17 protein-coding genes are annotated in these 22,939 nt (G+C 48.0%); 5 read left to right on the top strand and 12 right to left on the bottom strand.

Annotated features, from left to right (window positions below; all coding sequences use genetic code 11):
* Window positions 1–8: 8 nt before the first annotated feature.
* On the bottom strand, window positions 9–671 hold the full coding sequence (locus KTO58_RS01570; RefSeq protein WP_095841063.1) for an HD domain-containing protein: 663 nt from the start codon (window positions 669–671) through the stop codon (window positions 9–11).
* A gap of 216 nt (window positions 672–887) precedes the next feature.
* Here KTO58_RS01570 and KTO58_RS01565 point away from each other — a divergent pair, with 216 nt between their 5' ends.
* Window positions 888–1,226: a DUF488 domain-containing protein gene (locus tag KTO58_RS01565; protein ID WP_095841755.1), complete on the top strand. Its 339-nt coding sequence runs from the start codon at window positions 888–890 to the stop codon at window positions 1,224–1,226.
* 83 nt (window positions 1,227–1,309) lie between these two features.
* On the opposite strand, the gene KTO58_RS01560 is transcribed toward KTO58_RS01565, so the two are convergent.
* The 4 genes from KTO58_RS01560 to KTO58_RS01545 all read right to left on the bottom strand — a co-directional run bounded on the left by KTO58_RS01560 (window position 1,310) and on the right by KTO58_RS01545 (window position 6,223).
* Window positions 1,310–1,501 (bottom strand): hypothetical protein, encoded by a 192-nt coding sequence (locus KTO58_RS01560; protein ID WP_157753272.1) that lies wholly within the window; start codon window positions 1,499–1,501, stop codon window positions 1,310–1,312.
* Between the two features lie 1,141 nt (window positions 1,502–2,642).
* Window positions 2,643–3,248 (bottom strand): precorrin-2 dehydrogenase/sirohydrochlorin ferrochelatase family protein, encoded by a 606-nt coding sequence (locus KTO58_RS01555; protein WP_095841065.1) that lies wholly within the window; start codon window positions 3,246–3,248, stop codon window positions 2,643–2,645.
* 12 nt (window positions 3,249–3,260) lie between these two features.
* Window positions 3,261–4,043 (bottom strand): uroporphyrinogen-III C-methyltransferase, encoded by a 783-nt coding sequence (gene cobA, locus KTO58_RS01550; RefSeq protein ID WP_095841066.1) that lies wholly within the window; start codon window positions 4,041–4,043, stop codon window positions 3,261–3,263.
* Between the two features lie 53 nt (window positions 4,044–4,096).
* On the bottom strand, window positions 4,097–6,223 hold the full coding sequence (locus KTO58_RS01545) for a ferredoxin-like domain-containing protein (RefSeq protein ID WP_095841067.1): 2,127 nt from the start codon (window positions 6,221–6,223) through the stop codon (window positions 4,097–4,099).
* Between the two features lie 425 nt (window positions 6,224–6,648).
* Here KTO58_RS01545 and hxpB point away from each other — a divergent pair, with 425 nt between their 5' ends.
* Window positions 6,649–7,332 carry a hexitol phosphatase HxpB gene (gene hxpB / locus KTO58_RS01540; protein ID WP_225860009.1) on the top strand — a complete coding sequence of 228 codons (684 nt, stop codon included), beginning with the start codon at window positions 6,649–6,651 and terminating at the stop codon, window positions 7,330–7,332.
* Between the two features lie 26 nt (window positions 7,333–7,358).
* A complete protein-coding gene (locus KTO58_RS01535; protein WP_095841069.1) occupies window positions 7,359–8,126 on the top strand; it encodes a cyclase family protein in 768 nt (255 codons plus the stop codon).
* A gap of 233 nt (window positions 8,127–8,359) precedes the next feature.
* Here the strand turns inward: KTO58_RS01535 and rpsA are convergent, their stop codons facing one another.
* Complete coding sequence (rpsA, locus tag KTO58_RS01530) at window positions 8,360–10,258, bottom strand: 30S ribosomal protein S1 (protein ID WP_095841070.1); 1,899 nt, start codon at window positions 10,256–10,258, stop codon at window positions 8,360–8,362.
* Window positions 10,259–10,803: 545 nt separating this feature from the next.
* Between rpsA and KTO58_RS01525 the strand changes: the two genes are divergently transcribed.
* Window positions 10,804–11,694: a rhomboid family intramembrane serine protease gene (locus tag KTO58_RS01525; RefSeq protein WP_095841071.1), complete on the top strand. Its 891-nt coding sequence runs from the start codon at window positions 10,804–10,806 to the stop codon at window positions 11,692–11,694.
* A 169-nt stretch (window positions 11,695–11,863) separates the two neighbouring features.
* Window positions 11,864–13,087, top strand: a complete 1,224-nt coding sequence (locus tag KTO58_RS01520) for a 4-hydroxy-3-methylbut-2-enyl diphosphate reductase (RefSeq protein WP_095841072.1) — start codon at window positions 11,864–11,866, stop codon at window positions 13,085–13,087.
* A 337-nt stretch (window positions 13,088–13,424) separates the two neighbouring features.
* Here the strand turns inward: KTO58_RS01520 and KTO58_RS01515 are convergent, their stop codons facing one another.
* The 6 genes from KTO58_RS01515 to KTO58_RS01490 form a co-directional block, all read right to left on the bottom strand.
* Window positions 13,425–14,186, bottom strand: a complete 762-nt coding sequence (locus KTO58_RS01515) for a LytR/AlgR family response regulator transcription factor (protein WP_095841073.1) — start codon at window positions 14,184–14,186, stop codon at window positions 13,425–13,427.
* Between the two features lie 17 nt (window positions 14,187–14,203).
* Entirely contained in the window at window positions 14,204–16,153 is a 1,950-nt protein-coding gene (locus KTO58_RS01510) for a tetratricopeptide repeat-containing sensor histidine kinase (protein ID WP_095841074.1), read from the bottom strand.
* 545 nt (window positions 16,154–16,698) lie between these two features.
* The gene (cmk, locus tag KTO58_RS01505; RefSeq protein ID WP_198315057.1) at window positions 16,699–17,388 is read right to left on the bottom strand and encodes a (d)CMP kinase; all 690 of its coding nucleotides are present in this window, start codon (window positions 17,386–17,388) and stop codon (window positions 16,699–16,701) included.
* A gap of 98 nt (window positions 17,389–17,486) precedes the next feature.
* Window positions 17,487–19,091 carry a T9SS type A sorting domain-containing protein gene (locus KTO58_RS01500; RefSeq protein WP_225860008.1) on the bottom strand — a complete coding sequence of 535 codons (1,605 nt, stop codon included), beginning with the start codon at window positions 19,089–19,091 and terminating at the stop codon, window positions 17,487–17,489.
* An 8-nt stretch (window positions 19,092–19,099) separates the two neighbouring features.
* On the bottom strand, window positions 19,100–20,800 hold the full coding sequence (locus tag KTO58_RS01495) for a phage tail-like protein (protein WP_157753274.1): 1,701 nt from the start codon (window positions 20,798–20,800) through the stop codon (window positions 19,100–19,102).
* Between the two features lie 105 nt (window positions 20,801–20,905).
* Window positions 20,906–22,636 (bottom strand): phage tail-like protein, encoded by a 1,731-nt coding sequence (locus KTO58_RS01490; protein ID WP_095841078.1) that lies wholly within the window; start codon window positions 22,634–22,636, stop codon window positions 20,906–20,908.
* Window positions 22,637–22,939: the final 303 nt, after the last annotated feature.

The raw sequence follows: 22,939 nt of genomic DNA, 5'->3' as shown, positions 1-22,939 counted from the left end.
ACGGCATATTACAGCTGTCCTTCCCACTCCTGGTAAAAGCGGGTCAGGAACTGCTCCATGAACTGGTGTCGCTCTTCGGCCATGGCCCGGCCGCTGGCCGTATTCATCCTGTCTTTGAGGAGGAGGAGCTTTTCATAAAAATGATTGATGGTAGGGGCTGTATTTTTTTTGTATTCTTCCCTGGTCATTTGCAAGTTAGGAGGGATTGCAGGGTCATGTAAGGCCCGTTGTTTAAATCCACCATAGTTGAATGCGCGGGCAATGCCAATGGCACCGATAGCGTCCAACCTGTCGGCATCCTGTACCACCCCCAGTTCCGGGGAGTGGAATATCCGCTCATTATTGCCACCTTTAAAGGAAATATGGCGGATGATCAGCACAACGTGGTCAATTACGGACACGGGTACTGCCAGTTGTTGCAGGAAAGCACCCGCTTTGGCAGGTCCGATCTCTTCGTCGCCGTTATGGAACTTGGCGTCGGCGATATCATGCAGCAAAGCTCCCAGTTCTACGACCAGCATATCTACCGCTTCTCCTGCTGCTATATGCCTGGCGCTCTGCCACACACGATAAATATGCCACCAGTCATGACCACCTTCTGCACCTTCCAGTTCCTGCTTTACAAATGCTACTGTCTGGTCTATGATCTGCTGATGTACTACCTGTTCCATACTGATATGCGAATTTGAACGTTTTTAAAGAACCGCAAATGTATCATTTGCTATTGGTATTTTGGTGTACGGGATATACACAACAGGAAGCGGCGGCTATGGCGGTTTAAACAATTGCCCCATCTGTTCCGTTTATTGGGTGATGTCAACGCCATAATGCCGCATTCAGCGATCGATATGCGTGCTAATACACAAAGCTGCACAATCACATCAGGTATGATACAGATCAAACGCCTCACCGAAGACTATAGCCCGGCAGATGGATATCGTATACTGGTGGAACGTTGGTGGCCTGCAGGCATTACGGAAGAAAACGCCCACATAGACGAGTGGATCCGCGACATCGCACCCAGCGAAGGGTTATTGAAGTGGTTCGGACACGACATAGAGCGGTTTCTTTCCTTTAGTAAATACTATACAGCAGAACTACTGGAACAGCAGGTATTACTGCAGCGTATCCGGAAAAAAGCAACCAGAAAAAAGATCACGCTTGTTTACCTCGGCGTAGACGAGGTGTACAATCATGCGGTGGTGTTACTGAAAATACTCCGTTAGGCAGCTGGCTGTGGGTTAACATCGATTGTTGCAGGCATAGTATGGGTCGATTAACAGCTACAGTGGTGTTAGGCTGTTGTGATTTATACTGTCCCGCCGAAACCTCTTTTCTTTTTTACACAATGAAAATTGTTTGATAACAACATACCTCTGCGGAAGGAAATTCGGTCGGCCAGCTGGCGCTCTTTCACTGCAGATTGGGCTGCATCGTTTACACTTTTGTCGATGGTGGAAAGGGAGGAAGATTTTTTAGTTGGAAAAAGGAATTTGAACATGAACATTACTTCTGGTTTTTCCGCTTACGCGGATGGCTTCAAAAGCTGCTCCGGGTAAACGTGGTTATGAAAAATTAATATTAGTGTTACAGACGCTTGGATTGCTATCCATAAAGGTTTTTTTAGTGAAATGTACACATGGAAAACTGCGCACATACAAATATAACGGATATCGATCCAGTTTGCTGTTAAAGAACCCTTAAATATTCCGTTGTGTCTGGTTCAAAAACAGGAGAGCTATATTAGTCAATCCTACTGCATACTTATGTCAGTCTGGTATCAAATTGCGTACCGAATGAAAATGAAGGGTTTACGAGGAAATGGGCGGGGGTGCGCCCGTTGTTGTGCAAAGGGAATGGAGAGAAGCGCCTCATAAGAATAAATGGTGTAGAAATATAAATAGTGTAACCTTCCTTCTCTCCATGATCCCCTTGCAACTTCCGGGTATCATTTTCTACTATCGCATAGTAACTGATACAAATTGATCTGCGCCTGTCAGGGCGGGTTTTAACGACGAAGTGGCGCCCTGCTAATCAGCTTTCACACAAGTGTTGGTGATAAACCGGCTTGCATACCGGTACTACTGCTGGCATAGGCTAGTATTGATTTTGGTTGATATATGGCTGATTCCACAAGTGTGTCGATGATGCCGGCTACCGCTTCACGTTAAATATTTTCTACTTCCTGCTTCCCTTTAGCCAGCGCCTGCGGAATACTGTCAAACATGCCTCCACAGGCGCTATGGCGTCAGGGATAAAGGGCGCAAGGAAAAAACAAAGAACATTTTGTATGGGTCCTGGGACCGTTGGCGCGGCATAGTGCAGGAGACGTACCAGACAACTCCCGCCTATGTCCGCTATTGGTGTCCTAAAACAAAGATCATATTATACAAACTGAAATATAACAATTTTCCGACCTTCCGTTCATTTAAAAATCATCTCTCTTGTAATATTTCACATAAAAATAAATACTATTGGTCATTTTTCATAACAATTGCCTATAATTATATTAGATATTTATTATTATAATATAAATGATACTATGAGCAGTTATTCTCTAAAAAGCAAAAGGGTCCTGCTTCTTAATGGAAACAGGACCCTTAAATTCTTATGGCAGCTTCGGACGGATATCCGAAAAAAGTTTATATATCGTTATTTTGCAATGTTCCATTCTTATGCACAAGTACTTCTGTGATCTTATTGAGCTCTCGTACTTTGTGGTTGAAGTCTCCTTTCAACCTGTCGCGGATGAGGTGCATTTTCCCCAATATTTCATCAATTGTATCAGGAATAGTTTCCTGCAGCACCTGCTTCAGCCGTTTGGCAATGGTAGGTGATTTTCCGTTGGTGGAGATTGCGATCTTCAGGTTACCTTTTTGCACGACGGAGCCCAGGTAGAAATCACACAGTTCGGGAGTATCTGCCACATTGATCAGCACTTTACTACATTTCGCCTTTTCCCAGATGATTGCATTCAGTTCTTTGTCGGCTGTGGCAGCGATCGCCAACTGTTTACCAAAGAGATCTCCGCAGGAGAACTCCTTTTTTACCAGTTCTACGCTGGGATACAGTGCGGCCAGTTCTTCCAGTTCGGGGAGGAACCAGGTAGCTACTATCGTCAGGTTGGCTTCCGGGCAATTCTGGAGGATGGCGTTGACCTTTTCCAGGCCTACGTTCCCTCCGCCTACTACGAGCACTTGTAAGCGATGCAATTTGAAAAATACCGGGAAAAGATGATTTTCTTCCATAGCATAAGATATTTAAACAGCGATCTTTAATTCTGCAGCCAGGCGGGTTTGCATGGCCTGGAAGGCTTCGTGGAACCTTACTACCTCGCCTATCACGATGATCGCGGGGTTGCGCAGGCCTTCTTTTTCTGCCATTGTTTCCAGCTCTCCGACGATGCCCACACCGATCTTCTGACTGGGCAGGGTCCCGTTTTGGATGATAGCAGCGGGAATATTGCCCTTTCCCTGCTCACTATAGATCGATGCAATCTCCCCCAGTTTACCCATTCCCATAAGGATCACCACTGTGGTGCCTGCCTGGATAGCGTATTGCAGGTCGCGGGACAGGTTACCCCGCTGGGTAGTACCAGTAATAACCCAGAACCCCTCGCTGATGTTGCGTGCGGTAACGGGTATTTTATTAATACCAGGTACGGATATAGCGCTGCTGATGCCCGGGATCACTTCCGTTTGTATGTTAAATTGCTGTGCAAAAGCGATTTCTTCCTGTCCGCGTCCGAATACAAAGGAGTCGCCTCCTTTCAGTCGTACTACGCTGCCGTAGGTCAGTGCGTATTTTACGATCATGCGGTTAATCTCATCCTGGGAGTATACATGCAGCCCTGCGCGTTTGCCCACAAAACGTTTCAGACAGTTGGCGGGTGCATGCTCCAGCAATTCATTGTTGGATAATGCATCGTAGAGGATCACGCGGGCCTGCTGGATTGCTTTCAGCCCTTTCACGGTGATCAGGTCCGGATCGCCGGGACCTGCGCCTACCAGTGTCAGTTTGGGTAATGTTTGTGTATGCTGCATAAGATAAATTATAGTGGGTCGCTGAATAAATTTTAAAACGGACATATCGCTGCCTAAGCTCCGGCGGTAACGGCTTCACTTTTTAGCGACTCCCGGTACTGCTGTGCCTGTTGATAAAAGGCTGCTGCTTTGCCAAAGTATTCGTTTGCAAAAGCGGCTGAAGGTTCGTGCTGGTTGATCTCCAGTACCAGGGTTTTAAACCCGCCTTCTACCGGGAACTTGCCGGTGTCTACAAAATGCTTATCGAAATCGTTGATAATACCATGCTGTGTGTTACAGCTTACACCTTCGCCCAGCAGTAATGCTTTGGCGGATTGAATAAAAGTGGCATATCCGTGATAGATCGTATCGGCATACTTACCAGCTGCCAGGGTTTCATTGCCCCATTGCAGTTTTTCTTCGGCTTCAAACAGCAGGGTGGCCACCAGGTCAATCACCACACCGGCACACTCTCCTACACCGATAGCGGTTGCGAACTTGTCGTCTTTACCCCAATCTACAAAATCCTGGTCTTGCAGGCTGGCGAGATCTGTGAGTGGCTTCAGCAGTTCGTAGAAATATTTTTCGCCCTGGCGATCGTAGTAGTTGTTGAACAACTCATCGGTCTGTGCATTGGCTTCATAATCCTTCAGAAGGGTCCGCAAGGTATCCGGGCCACGTCTGCTGGGCACTTTGATTACTTTATCGGCCACACGGCCGGCACCATCTCCCAGTATACCACCGCCAAGCAGTACCTGCAGGGCAGGCAGCACTTTACCAGCACTTTTGAGGGAGCTGCCATGAAAACCGATATTCGCGATACCATGCTGACCGCAGGAATTCATACAACCGCTGATCTTGATCTTGATATCTTTATTATAGATCAGGTCTTCGAATTCGGTGAAGATCACTTCTTCCAGGGCGTCGGCAATGCCGGTGCTGCTGGAGATAGCCAGGTTACAGGTATCTGTACCAGGGCATGCGGTGATATCGGCTACGCTGTCGAAGCCAGGAGAAGCCACGCCTGCTGCTTCCAGTACGCTGAACACGTAAGGCAGGTGTTCAGGTAAGATGTATTTAAGGAGCAGCCCCTGATTGGCCGTAACCCGGACGTCGTTGGCGACTACTGGGCGGAGGCCGGCGATCAGTTGACGGGAGGTCTCTGAACCAATATCTCCTAATGGTATCTTAATATAAGCACCGAAGTATCCCTTTTGTTTCTGTTCGAACACGTTGGTTTTCCTCCAGGCTTCGTATAATCTTTCATTTTTGATCTCGTAAGCAGGCAGGTTAACGGTCGCCGCTTCGGGTATCTCAGCCGCAGGCCAGGCAGTGGCGTCGATCGGTACTGTTTTTTCTCTGATCGCGACATATTCTTCCTGTACCAGGCGTTCAAACTCCTCCATACCGATCTTCTGAATGAGGAATTTCATACGGGCTTTATGGCGGCTGGCGCGTTCTCCATGGCGGTCGAATACCCGCAGTACATTCTCTATATAGGGGATGAGTTTATCTGCTTCCAGGAATTCAAAGGCTGTTTTAGCCAGGAAAGGCTGGGCGCCCAGGCCGCCACCTACCAGTACTTTAAATCCTCTTATTTCTTTTCCATCTACGATCCTGATTTTGGGGATCATACCGAAGTCGTGCATAAATGCCCAAGCCGTATCTTTTTCGGAAGAGGAAAAGGCCATTTTGATCTTGCGACCCATATCCTGGCAGATGGGATTACGCAGAAAATAGCGGAAGGCGGCATCTGCATACGGAGATACATCAAACGGTTCTTCCGGATCGATACCTGCTTTGTCAGACGCGGTAATATTACGAACGGTATTACCGCAGGCTTCGCGGATCGTGATATCATCCAGGTCCAGTTTGGACCATAGCTCCGGCGTCTTGTCCAGGCTTACAAAGTGGATCTGTACATCCTGACGGGTGGTCAGGTGCAGGTTGCCGGTAGCATATTCATCGGACACGGCGGCGATACGGTGCCATTGTTCGAGGGTCATTTTGCCGTAGGGCAATTTGATCCGGACCATTTGTACCCCCTGCTGTCGTTGTCCATAAACGCCCCGCGCCAGGCGCAGGCTCCGGAATTTTTCATCCGGTATTTTTCCTTCTCTGAACAGGCGAATCTTTTTCTCCAGCTCTATAATATCTCTCTCTACAATGGGATTCTCCAGTTCTGTCCTGAAACTTTGCATGATCAGATATTTTCTTGGTGGTAAATTTTATTGAATTGGTCGGATAACAGCTGGTCGCAAGTGGGGCGGTCGTTAAAATCAAATGCCCCCGCATGCAATCCGGAGGCATTCTATATCTTGACGTTATGATCCTGATCAATCAATATTATCTCAACATGCCTCCTGCGCTGTTGGCCTACAGCAGCTACCTGCACACATCACTGATTTCGCTATACCCATATTTCCCATAGTTTTAGTAGACTATTACAAAGTTAACAACCCAGTCCAGATTTCCAAAACTTTTTTCACTAAAAAACTAGGGTATTTGTTAAATAATTTCCAAGCCGGAAGCGGGCTGTACGGGTGCATCTTTTGCCGGCGGGCATGGGATAACACACATATCTTATTGTATTTGCTACCTTTGCGGCGCAACTACAAAGGCGATTATGATCAATACTGTGATATTTGATATGGATGGTCTCCTGGTGGATTCTGAACCACTATGGGGGAAGGCAATGCGGGAAGTGTTTGCGACGGTGGGGGTGACCCTGTCGCCGGAGCTGACCTCTCAGACTACGGGGCTCCGAACGTCGGAGGTAGTGAGCTACTGGCATTCCTATTTTAAGTGGAATAATAAAAGTGTGGAAACCGTGACCACGGAGATCGTGGATCTGGTGACGCACAAGATATTAACGGAGGGTAAGGCGATGGAGGGGTTGCACTACATCCTGGATTATTTCCGGGATAAGGACTTTAGGATTGGTCTGGCATCTTCTTCTCCTCTGCGACTGATCCAGGCGGTACTGCAGCACCTGGAGATCGGCTCTTATTTTCAGGCCGTTGCTTCTGCGGAATTTGAGTCACATGGCAAACCTCATCCGGCGGTGTATCTGAACTGTGCACAGGCTTTGGGGAGTGATCCATTGCAGTGTCTGGCATTTGAAGATTCTGTGACCGGGATGACGGCGGCCAAAGCGGCCCGTATGCGGACCGTTGTGGTGCCGGAGGCACACAAAAGGCAGGAGCCCCGTTTTGTACTGGCGGATCTGCAGCTGCCCTCCCTGCTGGCATTCAACGATGCTTACCTGGAGCAGTTGCAAGGCGCCAAGATCGGCACTCAACCTGTGTAATTACTATCCGCTTGTAAAACCGTTTTATGGCCACCATTATTGACCTGTCTAAGACCATTGAATATAACCGGCAGGATCCCTGGTTTATGCGTATCCGGGTGAAACATTTCCCTCACCGGAAGAGCCGTTTGTTGATCCGTTATTTCCTGGGATTACCCGCCCGTTTGTTTCCCCAACATTTTGAAGGCTGGGCGGATGATAAGATCGTCAGTATGGGGGTACATGCGGCCACGCATATAGATGCTCCCTGGCATTACAGTGCTACGGTGAACGGGCAGCCGGCCAAAACCATCGACCAGGTACCGTTGGAGTGGTGTTATGGTCCGGGGGTAGTGATTGATATGACCCATAAAGCGGAGCTGGAGGAGATCACGGTAGCAGACCTGCAACAGGATCTGTCCCGTTCCGGTGCGGTGATTGTTCCTGGCACGATCGTACTTATCTATACGGGACGTGACAAATATATAGGTACGCGGGAGTATCCGATGAAAGGTACGGGTATGAGTAGTGCAGCTACCCATTGGTTGATAGACCAGGGGGTAAAGGTGATCGGTATTGATCAATGGGGTTTTGACCTCCCATTAAAAGATATGGTGGCCAGGGCGAAGGCGACCAACGACCCGGACCTGTTCTGGCAGGCGCACCTGGTAGGCCAGGAGAAGGAATATTGCCATATGGAGCAACTGGTGAACCTGGGGGCATTACCTGCTCATGGTTTCAAGGTGGCGGTGTTCCCGTTGAAGATCAAAAATGCATCGGCAGCCCCCGCCCGGGTGGTTGCCATTATCGAATAAGGAAACTCAAGGCTTACCGCTGCTGCACTTTGAGGACGATCTCGTCATCAAAGTGCAGGGATTCGTGTAGCCATTCGTAACGTTCCTACCCTTGTCCGAGTATGCCACTTACATTGAGGGATAGCAAGGTTCCGGGGGGTTAAAAGGGACAATCTGCGGGCGGAGGTAGCGGTAAAAAAACAGCCCCTGCATTGCTGCAAGGGCTGTGATTATTTAGTTTACTTCAATCCGGCTTATTCACCTTCTTTCTTTTCTCCACCTTCGGATTGTTTCAATTTCTCTCTCAGTTCGGCCAGCGCGCCCAGGTCGCCCAGGGTTGCTTTTTCTACCTTACCTTGGATGTTTTTCACTGCTTTACGGGTTTTGTCGGCTTCAGCACGTTTTTCTTTCACTACGGCTTCTTTCTCTTCAGCCTTCACTTGTTCCCATACTTTGCTGTGAGATACCAGGATGCGTTTTTCGCTACGATCGAATTCGATGATCATGAACGGTTTCACATCTTCTACTGCGATTGGTTTTTCGTCTTCTGTTCTCAGGTGACGAGCAGGAGCGTAAGCTTCCAGGCCATATTGCAGTTGAACGGTAGCACCTTTGTCGTCTTTCTTCACTACGGTACCCTCGTGGATAGAACCGATCGGGAAGATAGTTTCGAAGGTGTTCCAAGGATCTTCTTCGATTTGTTTGTGACCGAGGCTAAGTTTGCGGTTGTCTTTGTCGATACCGAGGATTACTACTTCGATTTCGTTGCCCACTTTAGTGTATTCACTTGGGTGGTTGAAGCGTTTGATCCAGCTGAGATCGGAGATGTGGATCATGCCACCGATACCTGTTTCCAGCTCAACGAATACGCCATAAGGAGTGATATTTTTCACGATGCCTTTGTGACGGCTGTCCAGCGGGAATTTAGTTTCGATAGTAGCCCAAGGATCTTCGGTCAGTTGCTTGATAGACAAGCTCATCTTACGCTCTTCTTTGCTCAGGGTAACTACCACTGCTTCGTATTCTTCGCCTAATTTGAAGAATTCTTTTGCATTGATAGGAGTAGAAGCCCAGGAGATCTCGGAAACGTGTACCAGACCTTCTACGCCAGGCATGATTTCCAGGAATGCACCGTAGTCTTCGATGTTTACTACCTTGCCTTTTACGCGCGCGCCTTCGCTGATGGTTGCAGGCAGGGTATCCCATGGGTGAGGGGTGAGTTGTTTGTAACCCAGGCTGATACGTTTTTTCTCGTCGTCGAAGTCCAGTACCACCACATTGATCTTTTGATCCATTTTGAGTACTTCGCTTGGATGAGAGATACGTCCCCAGCTGATATCTGTGATGTACAGCAGGCCGTCCAGACCGCCCAGGTCGATGAACGCACCGAAGTCGGTGATATTTTTGATAGTACCTTCCAATACCTGGCCTTTTTCCAGTTTGGAGATAATATCCACTCTTTGTTGCTCGATATCGCTTTCGATGAGTGCTTTGTGAGATACCACTGCGTTTCTGATAGCTTCGTTTACTTTCACTACCTTGAACTCCATGGTCTTACCCACGAACTGATCGTAGTCAGTAACAGGTTTAACGTCGATCTGAGAACCTGGCAGGAAGGTTTCCATACCATAAACATCTACGATCAAGCCGCCTTTGGTTTTGCTGGTAACGGTACCAGTAACCACTTCGCCTGTTTTGTACACTTCCACGATACGCTCCCATGCACGTTGCATACGAGCTTGTTTACGGCTCAGGTGCAGGTTACCATCGCGGTCTTCTTTTTCAACTACCAGTACTTCTACTTCATCGCCTACGGCCAGACCTTGCAGGTCACGGAATTCGTTGAGGGAGATGAGACCATCAGATTTGAAGCCGATGTTGATTACCACGTCAGTCTTAGTCAGACCCACTACGGTACCGGTCAGCAGACCGTTTTCTTCGATCACTTTAAAAGTGTTCTCGTACGTTTGATCGTACTTTGCTTTCTCTTCTTTGTTGTAAGAAGATACGTTACGTTTGTCTACGCTCCAATCGAAATCATCGTGAGCGGTTTCAACTACAGGAACATTTGTTGTCGCTGTTTCCACCACGGCGGTAGCCTCTGGTGCCTGTTGTTCAGCGTTTTGTTCGTTAGGAATGTTGTTTTCTGCCAAAATTTGGTTCCTCCTTTTGTGAATAAATTTGGTTTAAATCCCAGGAATGTCGATCCTGAGACTCCCTTTTTAGGGGAGGGCAAAGATACGCTTTTCTACTGTATTAACCTATTCAAACTGCCCTATTTACCAGCTTTTTAACGGTTTTTTGCTACCGGATCCCTGGCGGCAGGCCCCTCCCCTTCTATCTCCTGATATATTAGACTATTACAGTTTACCATCAATATATATATTAATGAATAAATACCTGGCATGCCCGCCCGGTACTCTCCTCACGGCTAGACAAGTTAAAATAGCACTACAAAACTATAAATATTGCTGTCTCTTGTAGCAAATTTGGGCATAAATGGCCAAAAGCAATACCATTTTGCCCTACTCCCCCCTTCCTTGCAGGGAGGTGGTAGCAGCCCGTATAGACAGGGCCGTTACCGCCGGATTTTATGTTATCTTCATGGCTGTTACACCCACTGACACAGAAAGATAGTGGCATAAAAGGGCTGCTTTTTTTCGATGTCTGAAATCAAAATTTGCTGTAATTTTCAGGTATGAACGGCACTTCTATTCAATCCGATGTCAGTTACTGGTTAAGGCAGGGCAATACCGTTAACCACCTGCTTTTCTGGAATATTCTTATTTTTCTCCTGCTGGGTATAGCCCGGCTCGTCAACTATATTTCTCCCTCTTCAGGTGCTGTATTTGGTTTCCTGTATGATCAGATGGCTTTTCATGCGGCGCCGGAGGCGTTTATACGCCGGCCTTGGGGACTGTTCACTTATATGTTCTCCCATGTGGCCATTTTCCACATATTATTCAACATGCTGAATCTGTATTGGTTTGGTAACCTGTTTCGTTCTTTCCTGGGCAATCGCCGGGTGTTACCGCTTTATTTACTGGGGGGTATTACCGGGGCGTTGCTGTTCATGGGCAGTTACTTTATTATCCATCCTGGTGTTGACAGTACTATGATCGGTGCTTCTGCGGCGGTGATGTGTATGTTGATTGCGTGTGCTACGCTGATGCCCAACTACCAGATCGGTTTGTTATTCATTGGTTCGGTACGGTTGAAATGGCTGGCGATTGCCATTATTATCCTGGATATCATTTCCATTCCGGATGGTAATATGGGGGGTATTATTGCTCACCTGGGTGGTGCGTTGCTGGGTTTTTCTTATATCAAGATACTGCAATCAGGTACAGACCTCTGCCAGCCGCTGATACTGTTGTTTGAGAAGATGGCTGCCATACGGATGGCCCAACCAGCTACCAATGGTAATCGTTCGTTTAAGCCAAAGAAGTCGCCGCTGAAGGTGGTAAAAAAACAGGACGAGAATAAGCAATTGCGGTTGGATCAGCTGTTGGATAAGATCAACGAAAATGGTATGCACAGTCTCAGTCCGGAGGAAAAAGCGTGGCTGGACAAAATGAGCCAGGAGTAGCCTGCTGTCTGCCGGCAAGTTGCAGTTGCCGGTGTAATCCTTACACATTTTTACTGCAAAGGTGTACCTTTGGTCATTGAATTGACCAATGAGGAAGCTGCCTGCCTAGTTGCAGGGAAATTTACCACACGGCGCCGGGGGCGTTGTGTACTTTTAATCGTCAGGATACATGAAAACGTTCAACGTTCCGATCATATACCGTAGTCCGCTGATCACAGCCATTAAGAACAGGCGTAAGCAGCAGGACCGGATGAAGAAGGATTTTACACCTACTATATTGGATTTTGGCCCTATCAGGATCATGCTGGCCCGTCATTTCGGTTTTTGTTACGGGGTGGAGAATGCTATAGAGATTGCTTTCCGTACGCTGGAGGAAAATCCCGGGAAGCGGATCTTTCTGTTAAGTGAGATGATCCACAATCCTCACGTCAATAACGATCTGTTAGCCAAGGGGGTATCTTTCATTATGGACACCAGCGGGCGGCAGTTGGTACCTTGGGAGTCGTTGTTGCCGGATGATATTGTGATCATTCCTGCATTTGGCACGACGCTGGAGATTGAGGAGAAGCTGTCTTCTGTGGGGATCACCCCATTGCAATACAATACGACCTGTCCGTTTGTGGAGCGGGTGTGGAATAAGGCGGAACAGATCGGTCAGAAGCAGTATACGGTGATCGTACACGGTAAGCCCGGGCATGAGGAGACCAGGGCGACCTTTTCTCATAGCCGTCATATTACGCCTACGGTGGTGGTGAAAGATATGGAAGAGGCGCAGTTGTTGTCTGCTTTTATTACCGGAGAACGTCCGGCGGCTGATTTTGAGGCGGCCTTCCAGGGGCAGTTCTCTCCTGGTTTTGATGTAATTAAGGATTTGCAACGGGTGGGTGTGGTGAACCAGACGACTATGCTGGCGACGGAGACCCAGGCCATTGCAGATTTTATAAAGGGTGTGATGATCAGTCACTATGATCTGACTGATGATACGGTGGGCAGTCGTTTTGCGGATACCAGGGATACGCTTTGTTATGCGACCAACGATAACCAGAGTGCGGTAATAGGCATGCTGGAGATGCCTGCCGACCTGGCTATCGTGGTAGGTGGGTATAACAGTTCCAATACCTCTCACCTGGTGGAGCTTTGTGAGGAGCAGTTGCCGACGTACTTTATTTCTTCGGAGGAGAAGTTATTGTCTGACAACGAGATATCTCACTGGGATTTTCACGAGCGCAGTGAGCGTTATAGTACGGGATACCTGCCGGCGAAGGAGCAGGTGGATATATTGCTGACCAGCGGGGCTTCTTGTCCGGATGCTTTGGTGGAGGGGGTGATCCGGCGGTTGCTGTCTTTCTATGATTTGGAATATATGGCAGACGAAGCGGCTAAAGCTTTTTAATACGGAGGGCCGGTGTTATTGCCGGCCTGCTTATCTTATGGATGATAGCTAACAAAAAAGACGCCTTTGCAGGCGCCTTTTTTCTTTGGGGCTAATACTCATCATGCTGAGAAAAAAATATATTAGGTTCCAATATGTTTATGCTGAGAAAATACGATGTGTCCCTGTAAAGTTGTGTGTGTGCAAATCCTCTGTTGTACGATAATCTTCTTTTATAATTCCCCGTTTAGTGTCCCTTATTAGTGCAAAAGTACTGCGCTGCAAAGCGTTATGCAACTGTCAATTAATATCCGGTGGCTAATGTGCTATAACTGGCATAAAAAATTGTAAATCTGGCTTAGAATTGCATGGCTCTTTTCAGGAATTCGGCTTTCCGGCGGCGGGAGACTTCGACCTGGGTGCCATCGCTCATGAGTGCATAGCCACCTTCTCCCTGTATGTAGGACTGCATTTGTTGGAGGTTGATGAGGTGTGAGTTGTGAATACGAAAGAAGTCGACATCTGTGAGTAGTTCTTCAAATTCTTTCAATGGTCTTGATACCATCAGGTGTTTTTTGTCTGTAAAAAAGATACGGGTATAGTTGCCTGTTGATTCGCAGCGTACGATGTTTTGTACGGGCATAAAAACCAGGCCGTTGATGGTAGGCAGGGCGATCTTCTTATGTGTCTGGTGTACGGTGCGCATGTTTTGTAAGAAGATGTCCAGTGGCGAGGTGGAGGTAGGTTGTCTTTGTTCGTGGCGTTCCCGGCATTTCTGAACTGCTTCCTGTAGTTCTTTTACGCTGAAGGGTTTAAGCAGGTAGTCGAGTGCGTTGAACTTGATGGCCTTCAGGGCATATTGTTCGAATGCGGTGGTAAAGATCACTTCGAACTGGACCTTTTCGTATTGTCGCAGGAGTTCGAAACCGTTCTGATAGGGCATTTCTACGTCCAGGAATACGAGATCCGGCTGTAATTCGTCTACCAGCAGGCGGGCATCTTTTACGTTATGTGCTTTTCCTACCACCATGACTTCCGGACATTTCTTTTCTAACATAGTCTGCAAAGCGTCAACACAGTGTTGTTCATCATCAACGATGATTGCTTTGATTTCGCTCATGCGCGTAGATTTGGTTTTTAAAATATAAACTCAACAGGTAAAACTATTCCCACCCTCGTCCCCGTTGGGTGGCCGTCACGATCCTGGAGATCCGTGACCGTTATATTCGCGTCTTTCGTATTATTGATCTTTCGTATCAGGTCGATCCTTCCTTCTGTTACTTTCATTCCCATGGACTGATGGGCTTGTCCTTTTCTTTCTTTGATCTCCATTGCCTTTTTGCGGCCTATGCCATTATCGGTGACAGTGCATTCCAGCCGTTTGCCATTGAGTGCGATGTTGATATCGAGCCGTCCTTTTTCTGTTCTGGGCACCAGTCCGTGCCAGATGGCGTTTTCCACATAAGGTTGAATGATCATAGGCGGTATCATCACATCTTCTTCATTGATGGCATCGTCTATGGTAATAGTATATTCGAATGCGTTATTACATCTTAATTGTTCCAGGTCCATATAGAGCCGTAATGATTCCAGCTCTTTATTCAGTGAGATGAAGGTATGCTGGGAGTTGTCCAGTATCATCCTCATTAGTTTGGAGAATTTGGTCAGGTAGTCGGATGCTTCTTCCTGGTTATTGCTCCAGATATAACGGTGTATAGAGCTTAATGAGTTGAATATAAAATGTGGATTCATTTGTGCTCTAAGCGACCTTAGTTCGAGTTGCAGTGTTTGTTTATTGGCCTGCAAGTTACGATGCCTGATGTAGAAAAAACCACCAATTGTCAACATCAGGAGGAAACCTGCCAACGTTAAGGTATATACTACGTTTCTTCTTGTCCGTAGGTTACCCATCAGGTTGTCATGTTCGAGTGTCCGGATCTGGTTGTCTTTGCGGTCCACTTCGTAGATGGCATGCATTTGTGCCAGTGCCAGTGTAGATTTCTCGTCTAGTATGCTATCCTTGTATGCCAGTGACCGGTCTTGTGCGGCCAGGGATGCTTCGAATTCATCATTTTGTTTATAGTCTGCGGCCAGTGCTTTATAGGCTTCCATCAGCATGTAGTTGAACCGCCAGCGGTTACTGATATGGATGGATTCCTGTATATTGGTGCGGGCTTCGTCGTGTTTGCCCTGAGCACTTAACAGTTTACCTATATTCAGATAGCTTTCTGCCAGGTGTATTTTGTCGGCTACGCTGTTGTTGATCTTCAGGGCGAGCTGCAGGTATTCCATGGCAGCGGCATAGTCTTTTATCTCCTGGCAGGCGGCCCCCAGCGCGTTATAGCAGATTACGATACCGGTGGTATCCGGCATTTGCTGGTTGATAGCCAGTGATTTTTTAAAGTATTCGATAGCCAGTGATAATTTCCCCAGTCCCTGGTAAGCGTATCCTAAGTTACCAAGATTAATGGCAATACCAAGGTTGTTTTCGCGTGTTTTTTCCAGTGCGAGGGCTTTATTGAAGTGGTCGACAGCGGATTGGTACTGGTGTAAGGAAAGTTCTATGTTGCCGATGCTGTTGGTGGCGACGCAGATATTGCGGAGGTCGTTGATGCGTTCGGCGATATGGAGTGCACGCAGGTGATAGTTGAAGGCGGGTTGTAATTTTTCCAGGCGGCGGTTGTCGACACCGAGGTTATTGAGTACGAAGCAGATGAGCGGGTCATCTTTGGCGTCTTCTGCGTATTTGAGAGCTTTTTCGTGGTAGTCGGCGGCTAGAATGTATTCTGATCGATTTCGGCGGGAGGTACCGGTTTCGTTGTATGCGACTGCCAGTCCGCGGGGATATTTGATCTTTAATCCCAGGGCGATTGCATCTCTGAGGAAGGGGTTGTCTTCTTTACGGGAGTCGTAATACCGGGCTGTACTTTTACCTTTTTCTACCAGCCAGTTTACTTTTGCCGTATCGTTGGGCATTGATCTGGCGGAGTCCATCATTTGACCTATATGGATAGCAGGTTGTGTACGGGCTTGCGTATTTACTCCCAGGAGGAAGGCCACTATTAGTAAAACATATACACCAGGCATTGATAGTTAGGACGATAGAACCTTCACAAGTTAATAATAAAATAAGGATTTATTTGCTGTGGCCCTGGCAGTTAAAAATAGCGAAAGGGCGAAAGAATTCGCCCCTTCTTCCTATTAACCGAATACACCTACTGAAAACATGGAACAGACTGACGAGCAGGCTGCCCCACATTAAGTTTATATGCACGACATGGCAACATGCGTGCAGTTATTTATTTGAAATGCGATTGTTCGGATAGCTGATAACGAAAGTCCCGGGACTTACGTAGTGCTCAACACTGTATACCGGTGGTTGACCGTCCGGACATACGTATTCATACCAAGATCAGTTACTGATCACACAAACCGATGTTGGCTTTTCAGGATGGATAGGTGAAAATATATTATAGTGTAGTGTAGTATGATCAAAAAGGGATTGACTTAACAACACAAACGCTGTATAAGGTCATTCTGCAGGATGTGGAAAATTATTTAGGGTCCCACGCATATGCGCGTGGCATGCGTCACAAATGTAGTAAACCTTTTTAGAAAATGGAAATTAAATATCAGGAGGAGTGCGCCATTACTGCATCTTCCACCCATTGCATCACCAATTGCATTTGTTCATCAGGGTTGAGCTGACTATTATCCAGTATGATGGCATCTTCTGCTTTTCTGAGGGGGCTGATTTCGCGGTTGGTATCGATAAAATCTCTGAGTTCGATATTTTCCTTTACTTCCTGGATGGTGATCTGTTTATTCTTTGCGTACATTTCTTTGAACCTGCGTTCTACGCGGATAGCGGTATCTGCGGTCATAAATATCTTCAGTTCTGCTTGTGGGAATACGACGGTACCGATATCGCGGCCATCCATGACGATGCCTTTACGAGTGCCCATTTTTTGTTGCTGGGCGACGGCGAATTCGCGTACGGCGCCTACGGCGGCTACTTCGCTTACTTTTTCGGCGACCAGCATTTCGCGGATGAGGTGTTCTACGTTCTCTCCGTTCAGGTGCATTTCTGATTGGCCGCTGGCGGCATTGTATTCGAACTCGAGGTGGATATTGCGCAGGGCTGTCTTTACGGCGGTTTCATCGGTCCAGTCTACGCGTTGCTGCATAAAATAGAGGGTGATAGCGCGGTACATTGCTCCTGTGTCGATATACACATAATCCAGTTCTTTGGCTAATTGTTTGGCCAAAGTGCTTTTCCCACAGGAAGAGTATCCGTCTATTGTGATTATTATTTTTTTCAAAACCCCGATTTTATAGCGCAGTGATATGCATTCGTGAAAGACAGTACAAAATAAAGGAAAAAACCTGACAGTTGCATCACTGTCAGGTCCTGTGCTCATCAGCGGTCTATGACGATCACCTTTTGCCTGAATGCCACCTGTTGGGTGCCTTTATGATATAACACGAGGATGTACATTCCTTTAGGCATATCCAATATCTGTACTTCGCCATCGCGTTGTATTTCTTTCTGGCGGATCACTTGTCCCCAGGTATCATACAGTTGCATCATCAGTACACTTCTGATACCCCGTATCCGTACTTTGAACTGGCCGAAGTTGGGGTTCGGGAATACGACGATCTGGATGAATGGCGCTACGGCTCTTATTTCGCTGTATACGTAGTCGCCCCTGTTGTTGACGGCTTTTACGCGATAGTAGCTCCAGCCATCGAAATCGTTCGGGTCTTGGTAGGTATAGTTGAGGCGCTGGCTGCTGTTACCGCCTGGGGCTTTGGTCGGTAGGGTAGCGATTCGAGTGAATTCGGTTTCATTTTCCAGGCGGCGTTCCAGTTCGAAGTGCTGGTTGTTGATTTCCCATTTGGTAGACCAGTCCAGCTGCACCCGTTCGGCAGATATGCGGTAGGCTTCGAAGGACAGGAAAGCTACCGGCGGTTGTGTTTTGATCAGTGCTGTTTTAGCAAAGAGGTCGCTGGTATTGATGCCACCGGCAAAGAGGCGGGCATGTAAGGTAGCGGGTTTTTGCAAGGGTAAGGTACTAAGGCGGCCGGGTTGTTGTTGTCCTTCCAGGGTTTGCAGGCGTTCCCATCCTCCGCTGGTGTAGCGGCTGATATAGCTTTCTCCCCTGTATTGCTGGTAGAGCAATGGTTCGTCTGCATTCATATGTTGCAGGAGTACATTGACTTCGTTGTTGGCAGGTTTTTGCCGGCCGATGTTCCAGGTCTTGTTAACGAAGCTATCGGGGATCAGTTGTCCGTTGCTACCGCCGCTATATACCTTATCGAATACCCTGGCTTTAAAATCATCGGTGGCACCGCTGTAGATGATTGCTGCCGGAGAGTAGTTGCCGGCGCCGGTACCGATAGGATATACGATGGTATCGGCGGTGCTGCCCAGGCGGGCGCGATAGAGGAAGCCACCGGCCATTTCGGTACCGGTTACTACGAAACTGCGGTCGCTGTACCCTGCGATACTACCGGGATTGTTGTGTCCTACCATCAGGTTCCAGCCATTGAGGAATATATGTCCGTTGCCCAGCTGGAGGTGGTTACGGATCTTGAGGTCGCTCAGGTCGGCTAGTTGCAGGCCGGCCGGGTTGTTGAGTTCCAGGTTGGGAAAACTGGGACCGTTGCCAGCGGCGATATTATAGCCACCGTAGACGATCTGTTGTCCGATATTGTTGTAGAGGGGGTTATTGGCGCTGAAGCGGAAGAGGCCACCTTTGCCGCTGAGTCCATCGGGGCTTTCGTCGTGGAGGCTACTTCCATCTGCATTGGTCCAATATTTACCGAAGAAGTGTAATACGGATTGCGGGGTAGATCCGATCGTCCCGTCGTTGTATACATTACCATAAATTGAAACTGGCACATCTCCTGTCAGGAATACCTTACCTCCAGCGGGCACGTACACGCCCTGCTGGGCTTGCGCCACGAGGGTTTGCAGTATCCACCAGCAGGCGGCAACGACTATTTTATATACCTGTTTCAATTGACGTATTAAAAGTTGATAGCTGTAATATCTATATCGAAAGTGCCCATTGCCACGCCTGTGGGGCCGGAGGTCGTGAACGTGATCTCTACTACTCCGGCAGACACCACGCGAGCATATGCAACGGCAATACGTTTGGTAGAAAGGTCTACGCGGGGATTGGCGATGATAGCTGCATCTGCAGTTACGCCATCTATGTTAAAGCGATATTTACGAAAGCCGTTTTCATCAAAGTTACTGGTATGATTCGCGGTGCCGCTCTGATTACCATTATTTCCTGCATTGAAGGTAGTAGCGTCTATCCGTTGTCTGCTTTTCAGAACAGAATTAAATACGGTACCGCCATCGCCCAATTTTACATTACCTGCTACATCCAGGTTCGCTGTTGGTGTAGCGCCATTCATACCGATACCCACTTTATCCCCTTGCAGGCGCATAATTTCCAGCTGGCGGGGCGTACGGTTGTATTGATCGCTTTTAAATACGATCGGTTCATCCCCATCATCACCGATGATGAAATCGAAACCACCGTTGTTGCCGGTGCCGGTGGCGCCGAATTGAAAGAAGTCGGAGCTGCCGGCGTTACCGATCATGCGGAAGTCGCCATCACCATCTATAAAAAACTTAGGCTGGTAGTAGAAGAGGGCGGTAGGCGAATAAAACTGCATGGTGGAGCGAATGTGCATTACATTTTCGTCGTTGTTGGTGTATCCGGGTATAGTAGGTATTGTCAGGCCAAGTGTTTGTCTGCGGCCGAATTCGAGGAATGTGTTGTTGTTTGATTTGATGACCATGGCTTTGTCGTCGGTGGTACCGAGGAAGCTGCCATTGGCAATGTTGGCGTTACCGGTGAAGAGCCAGTTGCTGGAAGCCGGGTTGTTGATGACCACGACATCGCCATTGTTATTTACAGACAGTACCCTATTGCTACTGAAGCCTGGAGCGAAGGCCGCAGTGCCGAGGCCGGTGAGGCGGAGGCCGGATACGGGGCTGTTGGCCACACCGCTGATCTCCAGTTTATTACCCGGAGTGGCATTGCCGATACCCATTGACTTGTTGGTATTATTCCAAAACAGGTCGGCATTGCTTTGCGATACGGTGCCCGCTGCGCCGGCGAAGAGCAGAGATCCTGGTGTCAGTGTGGAGATATTCACATTACCGGAGAAGTTGGCAGCGGCGTTATTGAGTACGCTGAGGCCGTTATTCATGCGGACTTCGTTGGTAAATGTTTTGGTACCTGAGATGGTCTGCGGTACGATGCTTAATAAGCCGGGATAGGTAGTACCTGCTATGGGGAGGTTCAGGGTATGTGTGGTACCTGTGGAGTTGAATGCGAGTGCTGCGTCGTTATTGGTGATAGCGAAGGTCTGGGCCGTTGCATTTAATCCATTCAGTGTTTTGATGCCCGTCCCGGTGCTTGCATCTGGTACGAGCTTTTGCCATATACCGTTCGCGCGTACACGTAGGGTGTTGTCAGCAGTCAGGAATATCAACATACCATCTGCGGCAGTATTGATAGGCGTCTGTAAAGTATCGTTTATACGAGGTAACAATAATCCCTGCTTATCACTGTTAAGCTCGAGGATGGCATCTCTTCTCAGTTGGTTAGGATTTTTGCCCAGCTTTAGCTGCTGAGCATCTGCCTGCAGGTTGACCAGTAACATACTGGTCAGTGCCAGGTAGGAACATAGCGCGACAAAACATTTCATAAACAACGATTGGAATACGACTACACAGGAGTGAGGGAAGATAAAGTGCCATAAAGAGCAGGAGCGCTGCCTGAAACACAGCGCTCCCATTTATCCTTCTACCATTTATTTCTTGATGATGTACCAGTTCTTACCGTCGGTCTGAACGGTAACGAAGGTCCAGTCATTGTAGATCTTGTAGTCACTACCACCTTCGATCTTAGCGGTGCCACCGGGTTGGATGGTCACTTCTTTTTCGATGTCGCCGGTACCGATCTTTTTGATCGTATAGATACGGCCTACGTTGGCGGTAGCTGGTGCAGGCAAGGTGAGGGTGACGGCACCGAGGCTGGCATCGGCCAGGATGGTGTTATCATCTTCTGCTACGGCAGTAGTAGCGGGTCCTTTTACCTCACGTATGGCCATAGATATAGAACCTTTCACCTGGAGGGTGGAGTTAGCTTCTTCTACACCACCTACGGTTACGTTGTTTTTAAAGCTCTTGTTACCCGCGAAAGACTGTTTGGCGGTAGACACGACGCCTCTTTTTGCAGGTACACCGGCATCGGCGCCTGCATCGGGCAGGTTGAAGCTCACGGATTTAGCAGTTCCATCGGCGGTGATGGTGAAGTCGTCGCCGGTAGCGGTAGGTTTGAAGAGTACGTCCGGTCCTACGGTAGTGTTCGTAGCTACGTCAGTGATCTTGGTTACGCCATTTTCGAGTTTGGAGATATCGATAGATCTGGACTCTACTACGTTGCCGGTACCTTGTACGAGGAATTTATAAGGGCCTGTGATGGCGGTTGCATCTGCTTTCGGTAAGGTCAATGCGCCTGTGATGGTAGAAGCGCCATCGAAGGTGGTGTTCCCTTTGATAGAAGCGCCGCCGGCAGTTACGGTCAGTGCATCATCGATGGTTACGGCCTTCTTAACGTGCAGTTTATCATTTAAGGTCTTATCGCCAGCGAAGGTTTGTGCTTCGGCGGTTACGATACCTGCCTGTGTAGCGCTGGCAGCTGCCAGTTGCAAAGTATATTTCTGTGTGGCAGGATCGAAAGTGATCTTAGCCGCTCTTTTTTCTTCACCAGCGGCGAGGGCAGCGACGTAGTCGGCTACCGTAAAGGCACCGGTTCCGGAGGTGAGGTTCTTTAGTTTTTCATAGTCGGCTTTGCTTAGGAAACCGTAGTTCTGTGTAGCGGGATCGTTCATAATCGGCGCATCGATGGAGATGGCACCGGTGGTAGTATTTTCTGTTACTTTGAAGGTGGTATTGGTGATGCTGGCGGTAGTGGTGATCACATCTTTCAGGGCGCTGAAGGCGGTTTTAGGCAATGCTCTCTGTACTACGGTACCATTGGTCTGGATGAGTAGTACCTGCAGATCTGTGTTGGCAGCGGCATCTACTTTTTTGAGTTGTACGTTGCCAGCGGGGAGTACGGAGATACCTTCTACTCCACCGGCGCGGATGGAGAGGTTTACGGCATCTGAGGTTCCGATATAGTCAGTAAGGGGGTTGGTACCTGCGTTACCTTTGAGGGCCCAGTTGGCGAGGGCTGCGGAGGAGCTGGCCATGCGTACCCAGTTATTATCCTGGCGTACATACAAGCCACTTTGTGGGGTACCATCTTTCAGGTATACGACCATACCATCGGGCGGATTGAGTGTGTTAATATCAGCGAAGCTGGTGAGGCGGGTCAGTAACAGCCCTTGTTTGTTGCTTTCCAGTTCCAGGATGGCGGATCGCTGAATAGAAGACGGATTGTTACCGATCTTCAGCTGTGCTTTCAGCTGTGTGGACAGCAACGCTGCTCCACATAGGAAGAGTAAGCGTACAGGCGTACGTAGAGATCTATTCATGGTATAGGGATAAAATTTCTATTATTCATACGGTCTGTCTTGTAGACAGCCACATCAATTTAAGGTGCCGGGTAGGGCACTATTTTTCTGATTGCTAATGATTATTCTGACTGACAGGTTTTTTCAATAAATATGATCGGGCAAAATTTTGGCGTGACATAGGCCGGATAGCATAGATAGTTCCTATTAGAACTTTTTCCGGATCAATCATATTCGTAATGCACACTAAAAAACAATGTATTATCAACTATTATACATTCAATTACGTAGGGCAAAAATGCGTTTTAAACAGAAACTTCCCAT

This window comes from Chitinophaga pendula, assembly GCF_020386615.1.
GTDB classification, from domain to species: Bacteria; Bacteroidota; Bacteroidia; order Chitinophagales; family Chitinophagaceae; genus Chitinophaga; species Chitinophaga pendula.
Note: the sequence above shows the minus strand (reverse complement) of the source record. Positions and strands in the feature narration are given on the sequence as shown.